We start from the raw sequence: 17739 nt of genomic DNA on the forward strand, positions 1-17739 counted from the left end.
TGGGGGAGTCGAGAATGGGGAATGGGGAATCGTGGAGGCAAGCATCAAGAGCCTGTGTCGTTGGAGTGGAGACGAGACCGCTGTTGCGATTCCCGATTCCCCACTCCCGATTCACAACTCTTCGACCACCACATTGCGATTGGTATAGATGCAGATATCGCCAGCGATATTGATCGCCTCGGTGGCGATGGTCCTGGCATCCAGCGCCGTGTGCGCCAGCAGCGCGCGCGCAGCCGACAGCGCGTACGAGCCGCCGGAACCGATGGCGATGATGCCGTCTTCCGGCTCGATCACATCGCCGGTGCCGCTGATGATGAGCGAGGTTTCCTTGTCGGCCACCGCCAGCAGGGCTTCCAGCTTGCCCAGGCGGCGCTCGGTGCGCCAATCCTTGGCCAGTTCCACCGCTGCGCGGGTCAACTGGCCGTGCTTGTCCAGCTTGGCTTCGAACAATTCGAACAGGGTGAATGCGTCGGCCGCAGCGCCTGCGAATCCGGCCAGCACCTGACCCTCGCGTCCGAGCCGGCGCACCTTGCGCGCATTGCCTTTCATGACCGTATGGCCGAGGGTGACCTGGCCATCGCCGGCGACGGCGACATGCCCACCACGCCGCACCGAAATGATGGTGGTGGCATGCACGATGTTGGGGTTCTGGCTGGGGTCCATGGGTCCTCCGGGGGTTTCCAAAGAGGTGGGGACGCCCCTGCCGGGTTCAAGCGCGCTGCGACGAAGCGACGCGAGGGCACTGCCGCGCCCCGGATGCGTGCACATCACTTGCGATGGAGACTTCGCGCGACCTGGAGACAGACGAGCATGCTTTGACCAACACGCCAGCCCTCTAGCCCCTCTCCCACCGGGAGAGGGGTTGGGGTGAGAGTAAGGCCACTCATGATGTCTGCATGACGCACTCACCCATCATGCGCCGCCATGGATTGAATCGCTCGCCCCGTCACGCTCACTCGGCTGATTTCTTGCGCTTGGCGCGCGGATGCGCGGCGTCGTAGACCTTGGCCAGGTGCTGGAAGTCCAGATGCGTGTAGATCTGGGTGGTGGCGATATCCGAATGGCCAAGCAGCTCCTGCACACCGCGCAGATCGCCGGACGACTCCAGGATATGGCTGGCAAAACTATGCCGCAGCATATGCGGGTGCACGTCCTTGAACATGCCCTGGCGCACGCCGAGTTGCTTGATGCGGATCTGCACGGCGCGCTGCGAGAGCGCGCCGCCGGCGCGCCCGGGGAATACATGCGCGTCGGCAGTTCCGCCGCTGTCGCGCTGCCATTCACGCAGGGCAGCGATCGCATGCGAGCCCACCGGCACCAGCCGCTGCTTGCTGCCCTTGCCCAGCACCATCACCAGACCGCTGGCCAGATCCAGGTCGCGCCAGCGCAGGGCACACAACTCGCTCAGGCGCAGACCGGAGGAATACACCAGTTCCAGCAAGGCACGGTCGCGCAGGCCCAGCGGGGCGTCGGTGGGCACCTCGACCAGGCGCACGGCCTCGTCGGCGTCGAGTACCTGCGGCAGTTTGCGCGGCGCCTTGGGCGCACGCAGCGCGGCGGCGGGGCTGAGGGCGATGCGCCCATGCTTGAGCAACCAGGCGTAATAACTACGGCAGGCAGACAGGCGCCGCTGCAGGCTCTTGGCCGACAGCCCGCGTCGATGTTCGTCAGCGACAAACTGGCGCAGGTGCGCGCTGTCCAGCTGCGCGACATCCAGCGGTGCGGCAGTATCCTTGGTCTGCTCGGCCACCCAGCTCAGCAGTGCGGCCAGATCACGCCGATACGCATCCAGCGTGTGGGCCGACACCTGCCGCTCGACCTGCAGATACGCCAGGAAATCCTCCACCGACGCCATGTCACCTGTCCCGCGGTCGCGGCGCTATTGCAACAGTGCGCTGCAATGCGCCAAACCATTGCCACGCCACCGCCATCACGCCTCGAAGCGCTGCAGCGCCACGCTCAGCGACTCGCCCATCATGCGCAGGAACAAGGTCCCCATGCCGGGATAGAAGCGGTTGGCGTCGTGGCTGCCCACCGCAATCAGACCGATGCCGGGCAACGGCAGCAAGGCGGTGGACTGCACTTGGCTCGCTTGCTCGCCATACAGCAGCGCGTGCTTGTCGGCCTGCAGGCGGCCGCAGATCGGTTCACCATCGCTCAGGCAGTCGCGGAATGGCGCCAGGCGCGCATCCTCGGCGGCCATCGTCTGCAACCAGTCGGCCTGCAGACCAGCCACCGGGGTCAGCAGCACCAGCCGCACCAGATCGCCGTTGAAATCTTCCGCCAGCGAAGCGGCCATGGCCTTCAGCGTATCGGCCGCGGTGCGTTGGCGCATCAGCGCCAGCGTCAGCTGATGGGTGCGCACCGCCAGCCGCTCGTTGACCTGGGCGTTGCTGCCCAGCTCGTGCAGCCGCCGCGACAGCTCGCGGTTCTTGTCGCGCAACACTTCCAGTTGGTAGGTCGCCAGCGAGGCGGTGGGGCCGTCGTCGCGCGGCACCAGCAGGCTCACCGCCAGATCCGGAAACTGCTTGAGGAAGGTGGGATGACGGCGCAACCATGTCGCCACATCGTGTGCGCCCAGCTTGTCGGTGGTGTCGCTCATCAGATCCATTCTCCATCGAAGACGAACACGGCCGGACCGGACATCACCACGTCCTGCCCCTCGCCGGGCCAGCGGATCCGCAGCGCGCCGCCCGGCAGGGACACACGCACGTCGCGCTCCACGCGGCCGCGCTGCATCAGCACCACTGCCGCTGCGCAGGCGCCGCTACCGCAGGCCAGCGTCTCGCCGACGCCGCGCTCGAACACGCGCAACTGCACCTGCGTGGGGTCCACTACCTGGACAAAACCGACGTTGACCGAATCGGGGAACGCGGCGTTCTGCTGCAGCAGGCTGCCGACACGTTCCACCGCCGCGGCCTCCACGCGGCCAACCTCCAGCACGGCGTGCGGGTTGCCCATCGACACCGCGCCAAAGCGCAGCGTCTCGCCATGCACCGGCAACGCGTATTCCTCGCGCGCATGCGCAAAGCCGGCCAGCGGAATCTGCGCCGGATCGAACCGCGGCACGCCCATCGCCACCGCATAGATGCCTGCATCGACCCGCTCCACCGCATGCGCGGTGACCGGGCTGTCGATGAGGAAGCGATCGCCTTGCGCAGTGCCATCGCGCACCAGCCAGGCCGCGACGCAGCGCGCGCCGTTGCCGCACTGGCGGGCCGCCGAACCATCGGAATTCCAGATGCCATAGGCAGCCACGGCGCCATCGCTGCGCGGGGCTTCGATGGTCAGGATCTGATCGCAGCCCACGCCGAAGTGCCGGTCCGCCAGGCGGGCCGCCAGCGCGGCATCCGGCGGCAGCGCGCCGTCGCGCAGGTCCAGCACCACGAAATCGTTGCCGGCACCATGCATTTTGGTGAAACGCAGGCGCCCGTTGCGGCCGTCAGCGCTCATTGCCGCTGCTAGCGGGCTGGTCGGTGGTGGAGGCAGGCGGCGTGTCGGTCTGCGCCGGCGCCGGCTCGCTCTGCGATTGCGGCGCATCGGCCGGTGGCACGGGCTGTGCTTCCACCGGCACCGGCTTCTGCGGCATCACCAGCGGGCCCTTGTTGCCGCAGGCGGCAAGCAGGGCAAAGATCGCACCAACCAGTGCGAGACGAACGGAAGGTCGGGACATGAGGCTCATGGCCCGAGTATAGCCAGAACACCCTGACTGCCGTGCGCTCAGGACGGCGCCGGCAGCGTGCGCGGCGGCGGCTCCGGGCGCAGCCACAACCAGATTCCCACCACCGCCATGCTGCCGATCGACAGGCACTTCACCCACAGCACCGGAACGCACCACAGCATGATGCCGGCACACACGGTCATGGTCAGCGTGGCCATCCACTTGGCCTTGCGGCTCACCGCCCGATAGGTCTGCCATTCCACGATGGCCGGACCGAAGCGCGGGTGCGACAGCAGCCAGCCATGCAGGCGCTCGGACCCACGCGAGGCGGCCCAGGCCGAGATCAGGACGAACACGGTGGTCGGCAAGCCCGGCACGAAGATTCCGACAATGCCGGTCGCCAGGCTGGCGTACGCCAGCAACCACCAGGCCCAGCGGAATCGAGTCGGTCGCGTCATGGGTAAATGATACGACCAGAGCGGCTACGGGTGCGCCAGGGGGTGGCGTGGGGGGGGGGAGGTGAGGATGCGTGCAGGCCCTACCCTCATCCGCCCTGCGGGCACCTTCTCCCGATGGGAGAAGGGAGCGGGTCATCTGTCCTGCGGGCACCTTCTCCCGACGGGAGAAGGGAGCGGGTCATCTGTCCTGCGGGCACCTTCTCCCGACGGGAGAAGGGAGCGGGCCATCTGTCCGGGCGCGTTGCCGGCAGGCAGTTATTTGACGCCTAGCTGATCCAGCACAAACGCATACGACTCGGCCAGTTCGCGGTAGCGCCGGAAGCGGCCGGATTTACCGCCATGGCCGGCTTCCATGTTGGTGCGGAACACGATTGGATACTTTCCGATGTTGTCGTCGCGCAGCTTGGCCACCCACTTGGCCGGCTCCCAATACTGCACCTGCGAATCCCACAGGCCGGTGCCGACGAACATCGCCGGATACGCCTGCTTGCGCACGTTGTCGTACGGCGAATACGACAGCATGTAGTCGTAATAGTCCTTGTTCTCCGGGTTGCCCCACTCGTCGTATTCGTTGGTGGTCAATGGAATGCTGGCATCCAGCATGGTGGTGACCACATCCACGAACGGCACCTGCGCCACCATCACGCGGTAGTCCTGCGGGGCCATGTTGGCCACTGCGCCCATCAACAGGCCACCGGCGCTGCCGCCGGATGCCGCCACGCGGTCCTTGGAGGCATAGCCCTGCGCCACCAGGCCGTGGGTGACATCGACGAAATCGGTGAAGGTGTTCTTCTTGTGCAGCAGCTTGCCGTCGTCGTACCACTGGCGGCCCATCTCCTGGCCGCCGCGGATGTGCGCGATGGCATACACCACGCCACGGTCCAGCAGGCTGATGGCGGGCAGGTTGAACGCCGGATCCATCGACATACCGTAGCTGCCGTAGGCGTACTGGAACAGCGCCGCAGAACCATCCTTCTTGAAGCCCTGCTTGTACACCAGCGATACCGGCACCTTGACCCCGTCGCGCGCAATCACCCATACCCGCTCGGTGACGTACTTGCTGGCATCGTAGCCAATCACCGGTTGCTGCTTGAGCGTTTTGCGTTCGCCGGTCTGGGTATTGAGTTCGTAGGTGGTGGCAGGCGTGGTCAGCGAGGTGTAGCTGTAGCGCAGCCAGGGCGTGCCTGGCTCGGAGTTGACCGACAGGCCCATCGAATACGCTGGCTCATCGGCCTTGACGTATTGCGCCTCCCCCGCAAGAGCCTGCGCACCCGTGTGCGGACCGTTGAATTGGAGACGCACGCGCTCCAGACCGCCGGAGCGTTCTTCGATGGCGGTGAATCCGTCGAACAATTCGAAATTCTCGATGTACACCTTGTCGTCGTGCGCCACCCAATCGGTCCACTGCTTGCGGGTGGTCGCATCGGTCGGTGCGGTCACCAACTTGAAGTTCTTGGCACCATCGGCATTGGTGCGGATCACCCAGCGGCCATCGAAATGCTCGGCGTGGTATTCCACATCGCGCTCGCGCTTGGCCAGCACCTTGAACGTGTCCGGTTTGGCGGCGGAGGTATAACGCGTCTCCGAGGACACTGTGCTTTCTACGCCGATGGTGATGTACTTGTCGTCGCGGGTGCGGCCGATACCCATGTAGAAACTGTCGTCCTTCTCTTCATAGACCAGCACGTCGTCCTTGGCGGGCGTGCCGAGCACATGCTTTTTCACGCGCACGGTCAGTAGCGTTTCCGGATCGTTTTCGACGTAGAACAGCGTCTTGTTGTCGTCGGCCCAGACAATGTTGGCCGCAACGCCTTCCACGGTATCGGGATAGGTTTCACCGGTCTCCAGGTTCTTGAAACGGATCGTGTACTGGCGGCGGCCGATCGCATCGTCGGCCCAGGCCAGGATGCGGTTGTCCTGGCTGACCTCGGCCTCACCGACGCTGAAATACCCCTTGCCTTGCGCCATCTGGTTGACGTCCAGCAGGATCTGCTCCGGCGCGTCCATGCTGCCCTTGCGACGCGCCTGGATAGGGTAGTCCTTGCCGGCTTCGAAGCGGGTGTAATACCAGTAGCCGCGCTGCCGATACGGCACGCTGGCGTCGTCCTGCTGGATGCGCCCCAAGATCTCGGTATAAAGCGTGTCCTCCAACGGCTTGAGCGGCGCCATCACGGTGTCGGCATAGGCGTTTTCCGCATTGAGATAGGCCAGCATCGCCTTGTCTTGCCGCTTGTCGTCGCGCAGCCAGTAGTAGTCGTCGTTGCGGGTGGCACCGAAGGGCGCCTTGACCACATGCGGATGCTTGGCGAGGTCTGGCGGCGTTGGGAGAGCGGCAACGGCGGAGGCGGCGGATGTGGTCATCAGGCTGGCGATCAACAAGGTCAGGACAGGCTTCATCAGATTGGGGTCCGTTGGATGAACGCAATGCCATCCCAGCGCCGGAGTGTGGAAGAGCCCGTCGCCGAGCGCCATGTGTCCTAGGTCATGCTGGTCTATCATCCTCGCAATGGATTCCACGCTTTCGCCCCTTCGCGGCTATAGCCGCCGCAGTCAGGACATCGCCCCGTTCCATGTCATGTCGCTGCTGGCGCGGGCCAATGCGCTGGAGCAGGCCGGGCACGACGTAATCCATCTGGAAATTGGCGAACCCGACTTCACCACCGCCGCGCCGATCGTGGCCGCAGGCCAAGCCGCCCTGGCCGCCGGCCACACCCGCTACACCGCCGCGCGCGGGCTGCCGGCATTGCGCGAGGCCATTGCCGGTTTCTATGCGCAGCGTTATGGCTGCAGCCTGGATCCGGAGCGGATTCTGGTCACCCCGGGCGGCTCCGGTGCGCTGCTACTGGCCAGCAGCCTGCTGGTGGACCCTGGCAGGCACTGGCTATTAGCCGACCCCGGCTATCCGTGCAACCGCCATTTCCTGCGCCTGGTCGAAGGCGCCGCGCAGTTGGTGCCGGTCGGGCCAGACAGCGATTACCAGCTGACCCCGGCACTGGTGGATGCGTGCTGGAATACCGACAGTGTCGGCGCGTTGGTCGCCTCGCCGGCCAACCCCACCGGCAGCGTGCTCGCGCGCGAACAGCTGGCCGGGTTGTCCCACGCGCTGCAGGCCCACGGTGGGCATCTGGTGGTGGACGAGATCTATCACGGCCTGACCTATGGCCTGGATGCGCACAGCGTGCTGGAAGTGGACGACAGCGCCTTCGTGCTGAACAGTTTTTCCAAGTACTTCGGCATGACCGGCTGGCGGCTGGGCTGGCTGATCGCGCCACCTGAGGCGGTGCCCGAGCTGGAGAAGCTGGCGCAGAATCTCTACATCAGTGCCTCCACCATTGCGCAACACGCGGCGCTGGCCTGCTTCACGCCCGAGAGCATGGCCATCTTCGAAGCGCGCCGCGCGCAGTTCCAGCAACGCCGCGATTATCTATTGCCCGCCCTGCGCGCATTGGGGTTCAAGATCGCCGTCGAACCGCAGGGCGCGTTCTATCTGTATGCCGACATCAGTGCATTCTCCGACGATGCGCAGGCCTTCTGTGCGCATTTCCTGGAAACCGAACATGTGGCATTCACGCCCGGCATCGACTTCGGCTTCCATCGCGCCAACCAGCATGTGCGTATTGCCTACACGCAAAGCTTGCCGCGCCTGGAGCAGGCGGTAGAGCGAATTGCGCGTGGGTTGAACCATTTTTGATGACATGACGCGCGTTTCGCACGGCTCATCGCTGTCGCTACGCTCAGACGCAACATCGCTCACTGCGGTTGATGAAAGCAGCTGTTTCTTCAGGCCCTGCGCGTTTACTTTTGCACCCAGGAACATCTCCTTCTGCGTGCGACCGTCCCCTCATCCGCCCTTCGGGCACCTTCTCCCCCATGAAGGAGGACAATGTCCCGGCGGGAGAAGGAAATACCAAAAAAGCCCTGGACCACTCGGCCCAGGGCTTTGTTCAACGCAACACATGGAAAAACAAAGCAAGTTGCGGAATTGCTTTCAAGACCAACTCAGTCCGCCAACCGCTCCCACAGGAAGCTGTACGCCAATGCCGCCATATGCGCAGCCTGCGCATTGTTGGCTGCGCCGCCGTGGCCGCCTTCGATGTTCTCGTAGTAGGTCACGTCCTTGCCGGCCTCGATCATCTTGGCGGCCATCTTGCGGGCATGGCCGGGATGCACGCGGTCATCGCGCGTGGAGGTCAGGAAGATCACCGGCGGGTAGGTCTTCTTCGGGTCGAACAGGTGGTACGGCGAGAAGGTCTGGATGAAGGTCCAGTCGTCGGTGTCCGGGTTGCCGTATTCGGCCATCCAGGAGGCGCCGGCCAGCAGGTGGCTGTAGCGCTTCATGTCCAGCAGCGGCACCTGCACCACCACCGCACCGAACAGCTCCGGATACTGGGTGAGCATGTTGCCGGTCATCAGGCCGCCGTTGCTGCCGCCCTGCACGCCCAGGCGCTTGGTCGAGGTGATCTTGCGGGCGACCAGATCCTTGGCCACCGCCGCCATGTCCTCGTAGGCCTTGTGACGGTTCTGCTTGAGGGCGGCCTGGTGCCACCGCGGACCATACTCGCCGCCGCCGCGGATGTTGGCCACCGCATACACGCCGCCCTTTTCCAGCCACGAGCGACCCAGGGCACCGGAGTAGTTCGGCGTCATCGAGATCTCGAAACCGCCGTAGCCGTACAGCAGCGTCGGCGCGCTGCCATCGAGCTTCAGCGCCTTCGGGCGGACCAGGAAATACGGCACGCGGGTGCCGTCCTTGCTGGTGGCGAAGTGCTGCTCGATGCTGTCCTTGCCGGCATCGAAGAACGCCGGCATGGTCTTGAGCGGCTGCGGCGCGCTGCCGACCTCGACCCACGACAGCGTGGTCGGGGTGAGGTAATCGGTGACGGTCAGCCACAGCGCATCGCTGTCATCGCTGTCCACCGCGCTGACATCGACCGTGCCGAAGGCCGGCGCGCCGACGAAGGCGCTCTTCTTCCATCCGTCCTGCGTTGGAGTGACCACGCTCAGGCGGTTCTTGACGTCTTCGAGCACGTTCAACACGAGATGGGATTTAGTCCAGGCAATGCCGGCCAGCGAGGTGGTCTCGGTGGGCTCGAACAGCACATCGAACCGGCGCTTGCCCGCCATGAACGCGTCAAAGCGCGTCGCCAGCAGCGAGCCGGCCTTGTAGGTCTTGCCACCCACCGTCCACGGCTCGCGCAGCTCCAGGGTCAGCCATTGGCGCTTGACCGCCTTGCTGGCCGAGTTGGGCGCGTCCACCTTGACCAGCTTGCCGTCGGCGCCCTTCAGATACAGCTCGTCGTTGTAGAAGGCCAGGGTGCGGCTGACGAAATCCCGCTCGAATCCAGGCGTGTCGTCGTGCATCGCGGCGATGTACATGTCGGTCGGCTTGCCTTCGTAGACCACCGCAGCGGCACTGAGCGGAGTACCGCGCTTCCACTGTTTGGCAATGCGCGGGTAACCGGAGGTGGTCATCGCACCAGAGCCGAAATCGGTGAACACGTAGACGGTGTCCTGGTCGATCCAGCCCAGCCCGCCCTTGGACTCGGGACGGAAGAAACCGTCCTTGACCCACTGCTTGCTGCCCAGGTCGAACTCGCGGGTGACATCGGCGTCGGCACCGCCGCGCGAGAGCGCGATCAGGCAGCGCTGGTAGTCCGGGCGCAGGCAGTCGGCGCCGTGCCAGACCCAGTTCTCGCCTTCGGCCTTGTTGAGCGCATCCAGGTCCAGCACCGTTTCCCACTTGGGCGCCGGCTTGCGGTATTCGTCCAGCGTAGTGCGCCGCCACAGGCCGCGCTCATGCTGCTTGTCCTTCCAGAAGTTGTAGTAGAACGCGCCGATCTTCTGCACGCCGGGAATCTTGGCGTCCGAATCCAGCACCTCGCGGATGCGGGTTTCCATCTGCTTGAACGCCGGGGTGACCGCCAGCCGCGCTTCGGTCTTGGCGTTCTGGGCCTTGACCCAGTCCAGCGGCTTGGCGCCGGTGACATCTTCCAGCCAGGCGTAGGGATCATTGGACACGGCGGTTTCCTCTGCAGAGACGGCGCCAACAGTCATCAGGCCGGCAAGCAGGCAGATCGAGGCGAATTTGGACATGGGTATTTCCGGAAAAACCAATGCCGGAAAACCTAGCACAGCACCTGGCCGGGCCTCCCCTGCCGAAGGTCAGGCCGCCCGTGCCGATGTCGCCGGGTGCGAAGCAACACGCCGGCGCTGCGTCTGCGGCCGACGGCGGCGGCGCGCGGCCGGCCGCAGCCCGGTCGCCGCCAGGGTCGGTAGCGCGAACCGATACAGGCTCCACCAGGCCAGCATCGGCATGCCCACCAGCCACATCGGCCACCAACCGATCCATTGGCTGTCCCCGCGCGCGGCCGGCCACACCAGCACCAACGCAAGACCTGCCAGGGCAATCTGCCGAACCGGGCGCAGCACGCGCGGATCGGGGCGTTCGGAACGGCGGTTGGGGCGATGATGCGACATGGCGGCACTCCGTGGCTGGAAGGATGGAACAGGCCGGCAGGATTGCCTGCGTCCATCTCACGGACTGCGACCTGGCCGACGCAGCGCGGCTGTCCGGCAGTGGGAGACACCGCCGCTCGACCCATCCATACCGACGCCTGACTTGCCGCCTCGCCGGGCTGGGTTCTCGCCGGCCCACCGCCCAGCCATCCTGAGCGCTGTGGCGCCGCGCAGGACGGCCTCACGCCCTCCCCCACCGACCGGCGTCCCGTCAGGGAGTTGCCGCGCCGGCCGCCGCCGCACACGCCAGACCCGACCGTTGACGCGAACTTGCCCCCTGCATGCGGTAGTGTGCTGCACCTATTGCCCCTTTGTGATGTTGCGATGCGCCTGACCGTTACGATCGCCCTCGCCTTCCTGCTCGTGCTCGGCCTGTCTCCGGCGCATGCCAAGGACCCGCCCAGCGCCGCAGCGATCGATCTGTCCAAGATGATGGGCACCTGGTATGTGATCGCCCGCATGCCCAACGCGGTCGAACGCGGCCACGTCACCAGCCGCGACGAGTACACCCTGCTCGAAGAGGGCAAGGTGGCGGTGCGTTACCTGTACCGCGAGGGCTTTGGCGAGCCGGAAAAGGAAGTCAACGCGCGCGCCTCGGTGGATGCGGACAGCGGTAATCGCGATTGGCGGGTCTGGTTCTACAAAGTGATCCCGACCAAGCAGCGCGTCCTGGAAATTGCCCCGGATGGTTCATGGATGCTGATTTCCTACCCAGGCCGCGATCTGGCATGGATCTTTTCCCGCAAGCCGGACATGAGCCGCGACCAGTACCGCGCCCTGGTGGACAAGATGCGCGACGACTACGGCATCTACACCGACAAGATCAAGCGCGTGCCGCAGCTGCGCGAGCAGGTGGACCGGTTGGGATTCGAAGTGCCGAACAAGCGCTGAAATAGCGGCGGGCCGGCGCATCGCAGGCCGCCCGCCGGCTCAGTCGTAATTGCTCAATGCCAGCGACAACAGCGCCTTGACCTGCTCGCGCAGCGACACCGGCTCGACGATTTCCGCGTCCGAACCGTAGTGCAGCACGTCCATCAGCAATTCGCGCGAGTTGCTATACGGTAATTTGAGTTCGTAGCGGCCATCCGGCAAGAAGCGGCCCTGCTGCCTGGAATGCCAGTGTTCGTCGGCCACCCAGCGCGCGGCCTTGGCACTGAAGACGATGGTGGCCCAGCCCTTGGGCGCGCCGGAGAAAATGCCGTAGCTGGCGGCCAGCTGTTCGTCCAGCTCGCTATCGGGCACATCGCGCGGCGCCGCATCGAGCAGGCGCGCGTGGTTGATGCGGTCCACCGCGAAGCTGCGCACGCCGTCGCGGCCATGGTCCCAGGCATCCAGATACCAGTTGTCGCGGTAATGGGTAATGCGCTGCGGGGACACGGTGCGCTTGGTGGATTCGTCGGTGGAACGGGCGCGGTAGTCGAAGCTCAGCTGCTTGCGCTCCAGCACCCCGGAGGCCACGGTGCGGAAACTGGCTTCGTCCAGCTTGCGGCCGCGATGCGGGATCACCCGTACCCGGTCCACCGGCCAGTGCGACACCCCGGCCTGCGCGGCCAGCAAGCCTTCGATGCGCTGCTGCAACGGCGCCAGCATCGAGGACAGCACCCCGCCACCGGTACGCGCGAGCAATTGCTGCGAGGCCAGCAACGCGTGCAATTCTTCGGAACTGAGCCACAGGCCGGGCAGTTCGAAGCGGTCGCTTTCGCCGGACAGGTAGCGGAAGCCGGATTCGCCATCGCCCTCCACCGGCGCCATCAGCGCATCGCGCAGGAACGCCAGGTCGCGGTACACGGTGGCGCGGGAACAGCTCAGCTCATCCTGCAGCCGCGCCACCGTGACCGGATAGCGCGCCGACTTGAGCAAGCGATGCAGGGAGTTGATGCGTTCATAGCGGTCCATGCGCCGATTATGTCCGGATTCGTCGCGCGGCGGGGTGAGCATGCGCCCGGGTCGTTGCCCGCTCGTCCACGTGGCGGCGGTAGCGGCGGCGCACCATCGGCTGGATGCCTGGGCGCGGGACGGGAGTTTTCGCGCATCTGCCGTCGCTGGATGGCAGCAGCAGCGGAACCACGACTAAAGCGTGGCGTTCACCTGGTCATGACGAAGCGCACAGTCCGTTATCATGAAACCGCTTCCACCTTACCCACCCCGTCCATCAAGCGAGCCGCCCATGTCCCGCCGTGCCCCGTTGTCCGCCCTGTTGCCACTGCTGTTGATGACGCCTGCCGTGTGGGCCCAGTCGATCGCGGTTGCGCCGACGCCGATTGATCCCGCTGCGGCACTGGTGCCGTCGCCGTGGAGTGGCAGCAGCGGCGAGCTGGGCTATGCCTCGGCGCACGGCAACAGCACCACCGACAGCCTCAACGGCCGTATTCGCCTGCGTTACACCGACGGCGACTGGATCCACAGCCTGGACGCCACCGCGCTGCGCTCCAGCTCGGAGTACATCAACACCAACGACGACGGCAGCACCACGCGCGAGCGCCAGACCACGGCCGAGCGCTACACCGGCAGCGCCGGCAGCGCATTGCAGCTGGGCGAACACCGCCAGCTCACCGCCACCGGCCGCTACGAACACGACGACTTCGCCACCTACGACCGCCTGGCCACCTTCGGTATCGGCTATGGCACGCGTCTGATCGACGCGCAGCGGTTCTATCTGGATGCGCAGGTAGGCCCGGGTATCCGTCGCGCGCACAACAGCAACGACGACCGCAACGAGACGGGCTTGATCGGGCGCGGCCTGTTCGACCTGAAGTACACCGTCACCGACAACACCGATCTCATCAACACCCTGCTGGTGGAATCGGGCCAGTACAACACCTATGCGCAGAACGACTTTGGCGTGCAGGTCAGCATGAACTCGCACTTCGCGCTCAAGGCCGCCTGGCAGATGCGCCACAACAGCGACGTTAGCGAAGGCGACAAGAAAACCGACACGCTGACCACGGTCAATCTCGTCTACACCTTCAAGTAAGCCCCGTAGGAGCGGCCCTGGCCGCGAGGGCTTTCCCGGTAACGCCCGTCGCGGCCGGGGCCGCTCCTACAAATTGCTGGCGCGCGCGCGGCGTGCAGCATCCCTGTAGGAGCGCACCCGGGCGCGAGGGGCGTTACCACCAAAATCCAACCCCATCGGTGCCTCTATCGGTCACGCGTTCGCGGCCGGGTCCGCTCCTACAAGTGCTGGCGCGCGCGGCCTGCAACATCCCTGTAGGAGCGCACCTGGGCGCGAGAGGCGTGACCGCCAAAACCCAACCCCGTCGGTGCCTCTATCGGTCACGCGTTCGCGGCTGGGGCCGCTCCTACAAGTGCTGGCGCGCGCGGCGTGCAGCATCCCTGTAGGAGCGCACCTGGGCGCGAGAGGCTTCACCGACAAAACCCAACCCCATCGGTGCCTCTATCGGTAACGCGTTCGCGGCCGGGTCCGCTCCTACAAGTGCTGGCGCTCGCGGCGTGCAGCATCCCTGTAGGAGCGCACCCGGGCGCGAGGGGCGTTACCACCAAAATCCAACCCCATCGGTGCCTCTATCGGTAACGCGTTCGCGGCCCGGTCCGCTCCTACGAAGGGCACGGCTGGGTTCGGGTGCTACAGCTCGGCCAGCAGCTGCGCGGCGCCCTTGTCGAACAAGCCCTGCGCAACGCGGCGACCCAGTGCTTCGGTGTCGTCGGCGCTGCCGTGTGCGTCGGCATGGATCAGCCGGCCATCGCTGGCGCTGCCGACCATGCCCTGCAAGTACAGACCTTCGCCTTGCCAACGCGCGAAGGCCGCCACCGGCACGTGGCAGCTGCCGTGCAGCGCGCGATTCATGGCCCGCTCGGCTTCCACGCAGACGCGGGTGGTGGGCGCGTCCAGCACCGCCAGCAGGGCGTGGATGCGTGCATCGTCGCTGCGGCATTCCACCGCCACCGCGCCCTGCGCCGGCGCTGGCAGCCACTGCGGCGCGTCCAGCCGTGCGCTGATGCGTGCATCCAGGCCCAGCCGCTGCAGGCCGGCACAGGCCAGCACGATGGCGTCGTAACCGCCGTTGTCGAGCTTGGCCAGGCGGGTGTTGACGTTGCCGCGCAGGTCGATCAATTCCAGGTCCGGGCGGGCGGCGCGCAGCTGCGCCTGGCGACGCAGCGAGGAGGTGCCCACGCGTGCACCCAGCGGCAGTGCCTGCAGGCTGGCATAAAGGTTGGACACCAGCGCATCGGCGGCATCGCCACGGGGCAGGATGGCCGGCAGCACGAAGGGCGCATCCAGCTCCATCGGCACGTCCTTGAGCGAATGCACCGCGCAATCGGCATCGCCGCGCAGCATCGCCAGCTCCAGCTCCTTCAGGAACAGGCCCTTGCCGCCGATCGCCGCCAGCGAACGGTCCAGCACTTCGTCGCCGCGGGTGCTCATCGGCACCAGCACCACCTCCAGGCCGGGGTGGTGCTGGCGCAGCGCGGCGGCGACATGTTCGCTCTGCCAGAGGGCAAGCGGGCTTTTGCGGGTGGCGATGCGGAGCGTGGTCATTGCGCCATTATCGCGGACCGGACCGCGAACTCATACATGGCGAAGTTGATCGCGCAGGCTGGCCACGCAGCGGCGACTCACTTCCAGGGGGTGCGGCACGTTGCGCAGCACCGCATGCACCTGGCCGTCGCTGCCGCGACGCAGTTCCAGCAACTCGTCGCGGGCCACCAGGCAATTGCGGTGGATGCGCACCAGGCGGTCGGAGAATTCGTCTTCCAGCGACTTGAGCGATTCTTCGATCAGGTCCTCGCCACGGGTGTGGTGGACGATGACGTACTTCTCTTCGGCCTGCAGATAACGGATGTCGCCGATGGCGATCAACCGCAGGCTGCCGCGCAGGCGCGCGCACAGATGGGTGCGCAGCGGTGCCGGCGCGGCGCTGGGCACGCGCCCGGCCAGGAAGGTGGCCACGCGCTCCAGCGCGGCGGCCAGGCGTTCCGGGCGCACCGGTTTCATCAGATAGTCCAGCGCGGCGGCATCGAAGGCCGACAAGGCGTGCTGGTCGTAGGCGGTGCAGAACACCACCGCCGGCTGCGGCTGGCACTGGCGCAGCAATCGCGCAGTTTCCAGCCCGTCCACGCCGGGCATGGCGATGTCCAGCAGCACCAGGTCCGGGTGCCATTGCTCGCATTGCTGCAGCACCTGCTGGCCGTTTTCGGCCTCGCCGATCACCTGCACCTGAGGATGGTCTGCCAGCAGCATGCGCAGGCGCTCGCGCGCCAGTGGCTCGTCATCGGCGATCAACACCCGCACTTGCGTGGCCGTCATGGACATCCCCCCTTACGCTGCGGTGACTCTCCCTCACGGCAGCGGCAATGTGATTTCGCAGGCATAGTAGCCTTCGGCCCAGCTGGCCGCCATCCGTGCTCCGGCACCGAACTGGAACGCCAGCCGGTGCGAAATGCTGGCTTGTGCGTGCCCGGCGCCGGCAAGCAGCGGCGCCTGCGTGCCCGGCTGCGGGGCCGGGTTGACGATGCGGATCTGCAATTGGTTGCCGCGCTGGCGTAGCGACAGATACAGCGTGCCACCTTCGGGCATGCGCGAGACGCCGTGCAGCACGGCGTTTTCCACCAGCGGTTGCAGCACCAGGCGCGGCATCGGCAGCTCCCAGGGCAGCGGTTCCTGGCGGTGCCAGCGCACCTGCAGGCGCTGGCCCAGGCGCAGCGATTCGATCGCCAGATAACGCTCGGCCAGTTCGCATTCGGCGCGCAGGGTGGACAGGCCTTCGCCGGCACCGAGCGCGGCGCGGAACAGGTCCGACAGGTCCAGCACCGCCTGCTCGGCTACCACCGGGTCGCGACGCAGCAGGCTGGCGATCAGATTCATGCTGTTGAACAGGAAATGCGGGCGGATGCGCGCCTGCAGCGCATCGGCTTCGGCGCGGGCATTGGCCTGCACCTGTGCTTCCCAGCGGTCGCTGACGTAGAAGTAGCGCAGTGCCAGCGCGGTAATCAGCACCACGGTGGCCGCGCTGCCCAGGGTGAAGCGCCAGAAACCGACCAGCGGGCCCAGCGGGGCCTGGTCGAGCGCCGCATACAGGGCGTGCACGATCCCGGCCCCCAGCATCGCCACCACAGCGGCAATCGACAACGCCGCCAGCCCACCCAGCCGTGGCGGCAGCCGCGACAACGCGGGCCGCAGCACGCACAGCAAGACGCTGACCGCCAGCGCCAGCCACAGCGCCAGGCCACTGGCCGAAAGGAAGCGCGACAGGGTGATGCTGCGCGCCGCATCGGCATCAGGCACCAGGGTCACCACCAGCACCACCAGTTCGGCCAGCCCCAGCATCGCGCCCAACCGGGGCAGCCGGCACAGGTCCGGCATCCAGGCGATCTGGGGGGCGCCGGTGGCCATGGGCTCAGGCGGCGAAGCGCGCCTGCATCCAGTCGCGCAGGGCGTCGATCTCTTCCAGGCAGACCTGGTGGCCCATCGGGTAGGTGTGCCAGTCCAGCGCGAAGCCGAGCGTGCGCAGGGCCTGCATGCTGGCCTGGCCGGCCGCGAACGGCACCACCGGGTCGGCGCTGCCATGGGCCATGAACAGCGGTTGGCCGGTGGCGGCCGGCTGCAGTTGGCTGGCCGCAGCGGCCGGGTCCGGCAGATAGGTCGACAGCGCGATCAGCCCGGCCAGCGGCACGCTGCGCTGCAGGCCTACCGCCAGGGTCACCGCGCCGCCCTGCGAGAAGCCGGCCAGCAGGATGCGCCCGGGGGCGGTCCCGCGGCTCTGCTCATGGGCAATCAGCGCTTCGACCTGAGCCACCGATTCGGCGATGCCGGCCTTGTCGGCACGCTGGGCAAAATCCATGCCCACGATGTCGTACCACCCGCGCATACGCACACCGTTGTTGATGGTGATCGGGCGGATCGGCGCATGCGGGAACACGAAGCGCAGCGCCGGCCAGTCGGGACGCACCAGCTCCGGCACCAGCGGGGCGAAATCGCTGCCGTCGGCGCCCAGGCCATGCAGCCACAGCACGGTCCACTGCGGGTTCGGTCCGGTCTCGCGTTCGATCACTTCCAGCATCATCCAGCTCCGTTCGGGGGCCGGGCATTATGCCTTGCGCGCCTGCCCTGCCCGATCACGCAGGCGCGGCTGCCACGCCCCCCGC

17 protein-coding genes are annotated in these 17739 nt (G+C 66.5%); 3 read left to right on the forward strand and 14 right to left on the reverse strand.

Annotated elements, in window-relative coordinates:
- Positions 1–111: 111 nt before the first annotated feature.
- From hslV to ACCQ13_RS16650, 7 genes are all read right to left on the reverse strand, one after another.
- On the reverse strand, positions 112–663 hold the full coding sequence (hslV, locus tag ACCQ13_RS16620; protein ID WP_104602458.1) for an ATP-dependent protease subunit HslV: 552 nt from the start codon (positions 661–663) through the stop codon (positions 112–114).
- A 289-nt stretch (positions 664–952) separates the two neighbouring features.
- Positions 953–1855 (reverse strand): tyrosine recombinase XerC, encoded by a 903-nt coding sequence (gene xerC / locus ACCQ13_RS16625; RefSeq protein ID WP_104602459.1) that lies wholly within the window; start codon positions 1853–1855, stop codon positions 953–955.
- A 75-nt stretch (positions 1856–1930) separates the two neighbouring features.
- On the reverse strand, positions 1931–2602 hold the full coding sequence (locus tag ACCQ13_RS16630; RefSeq protein WP_167526947.1) for a DUF484 family protein: 672 nt from the start codon (positions 2600–2602) through the stop codon (positions 1931–1933).
- Positions 2602–3453 carry a diaminopimelate epimerase gene (gene dapF / locus ACCQ13_RS16635; protein WP_104602461.1) on the reverse strand — a complete coding sequence of 284 codons (852 nt, stop codon included), beginning with the start codon at positions 3451–3453 and terminating at the stop codon, positions 2602–2604. Before dapF ends, ACCQ13_RS16630 begins: the two co-directional genes overlap by 1 nt.
- The gene (gene lptM, locus ACCQ13_RS16640) at positions 3443–3682 is read right to left on the reverse strand and encodes an LPS translocon maturation chaperone LptM (protein ID WP_104602462.1); all 240 of its coding nucleotides are present in this window, start codon (positions 3680–3682) and stop codon (positions 3443–3445) included. Before lptM ends, dapF begins: the two co-directional genes overlap by 11 nt.
- Positions 3683–3720: 38 nt before the next feature.
- A complete protein-coding gene (locus ACCQ13_RS16645) occupies positions 3721–4119 on the reverse strand; it encodes a YbaN family protein (protein WP_104602463.1) in 399 nt (132 codons plus the stop codon).
- A gap of 255 nt (positions 4120–4374) precedes the next feature.
- On the reverse strand, positions 4375–6516 hold the full coding sequence (locus ACCQ13_RS16650) for a S9 family peptidase (RefSeq protein WP_159407587.1): 2142 nt from the start codon (positions 6514–6516) through the stop codon (positions 4375–4377).
- Positions 6517–6625: 109 nt separating this feature from the next.
- On the opposite strand from ACCQ13_RS16650, the gene ACCQ13_RS16655 reads away from it, so the two are divergent.
- A complete protein-coding gene (locus ACCQ13_RS16655; RefSeq protein WP_159407588.1) occupies positions 6626–7810 on the forward strand; it encodes a pyridoxal phosphate-dependent aminotransferase in 1185 nt (394 codons plus the stop codon).
- Positions 7811–8118: 308 nt separating this feature from the next.
- Here the strand turns inward: ACCQ13_RS16655 and ACCQ13_RS16660 are convergent, their stop codons facing one another.
- Both ACCQ13_RS16660 and ACCQ13_RS16665 read right to left on the reverse strand, forming a co-directional pair.
- A complete protein-coding gene (locus ACCQ13_RS16660) occupies positions 8119–10212 on the reverse strand; it encodes a prolyl oligopeptidase family serine peptidase (RefSeq protein ID WP_159407589.1) in 2094 nt (697 codons plus the stop codon).
- A 69-nt stretch (positions 10213–10281) separates the two neighbouring features.
- Complete coding sequence (locus ACCQ13_RS16665; RefSeq protein WP_159407590.1) at positions 10282–10596, reverse strand: hypothetical protein; 315 nt, start codon at positions 10594–10596, stop codon at positions 10282–10284.
- A 363-nt stretch (positions 10597–10959) separates the two neighbouring features.
- Between ACCQ13_RS16665 and ACCQ13_RS16670 the strand changes: the two genes are divergently transcribed.
- Positions 10960–11526, forward strand: a complete 567-nt coding sequence (locus ACCQ13_RS16670; protein WP_104602468.1) for a lipocalin family protein — start codon at positions 10960–10962, stop codon at positions 11524–11526.
- A gap of 39 nt (positions 11527–11565) precedes the next feature.
- On the opposite strand, the gene ACCQ13_RS16675 is transcribed toward ACCQ13_RS16670, so the two are convergent.
- Positions 11566–12531, reverse strand: coding sequence for a helix-turn-helix transcriptional regulator (locus ACCQ13_RS16675; RefSeq protein ID WP_104602469.1), 966 nt, complete (start codon positions 12529–12531; stop codon positions 11566–11568).
- 271 nt (positions 12532–12802) lie between these two features.
- Between ACCQ13_RS16675 and ACCQ13_RS16680 the strand changes: the two genes are divergently transcribed.
- Positions 12803–13609 carry a DUF481 domain-containing protein gene (locus ACCQ13_RS16680; protein WP_104602470.1) on the forward strand — a complete coding sequence of 269 codons (807 nt, stop codon included), beginning with the start codon at positions 12803–12805 and terminating at the stop codon, positions 13607–13609.
- Between the two features lie 609 nt (positions 13610–14218).
- On the opposite strand, the gene hemC is transcribed toward ACCQ13_RS16680, so the two are convergent.
- The 4 genes from hemC to ACCQ13_RS16700 are packed head-to-tail and all read right to left on the reverse strand — an operon-like array spanning position 14219 to position 17657.
- Positions 14219–15133 carry a hydroxymethylbilane synthase gene (hemC, locus tag ACCQ13_RS16685; protein WP_104602471.1) on the reverse strand — a complete coding sequence of 305 codons (915 nt, stop codon included), beginning with the start codon at positions 15131–15133 and terminating at the stop codon, positions 14219–14221.
- A 30-nt stretch (positions 15134–15163) separates the two neighbouring features.
- Positions 15164–15901 (reverse strand): LytR/AlgR family response regulator transcription factor, encoded by a 738-nt coding sequence (locus tag ACCQ13_RS16690; RefSeq protein ID WP_167526948.1) that lies wholly within the window; start codon positions 15899–15901, stop codon positions 15164–15166.
- 33 nt (positions 15902–15934) lie between these two features.
- Entirely contained in the window at positions 15935–16987 is a 1053-nt protein-coding gene (locus ACCQ13_RS16695) for a sensor histidine kinase (protein ID WP_159407591.1), read from the reverse strand.
- Positions 16988–16991: 4 nt separating this feature from the next.
- On the reverse strand, positions 16992–17657 hold the full coding sequence (locus ACCQ13_RS16700) for an alpha/beta hydrolase (protein WP_159407592.1): 666 nt from the start codon (positions 17655–17657) through the stop codon (positions 16992–16994).
- Positions 17658–17739 lie beyond the last annotated feature (82 nt).

This window comes from Xanthomonas sp. NCPPB 1638, from assembly GCF_041475635.2.
Lineage (GTDB): Bacteria > Pseudomonadota > Gammaproteobacteria > Xanthomonadales > Xanthomonadaceae > Xanthomonas > Xanthomonas cucurbitae.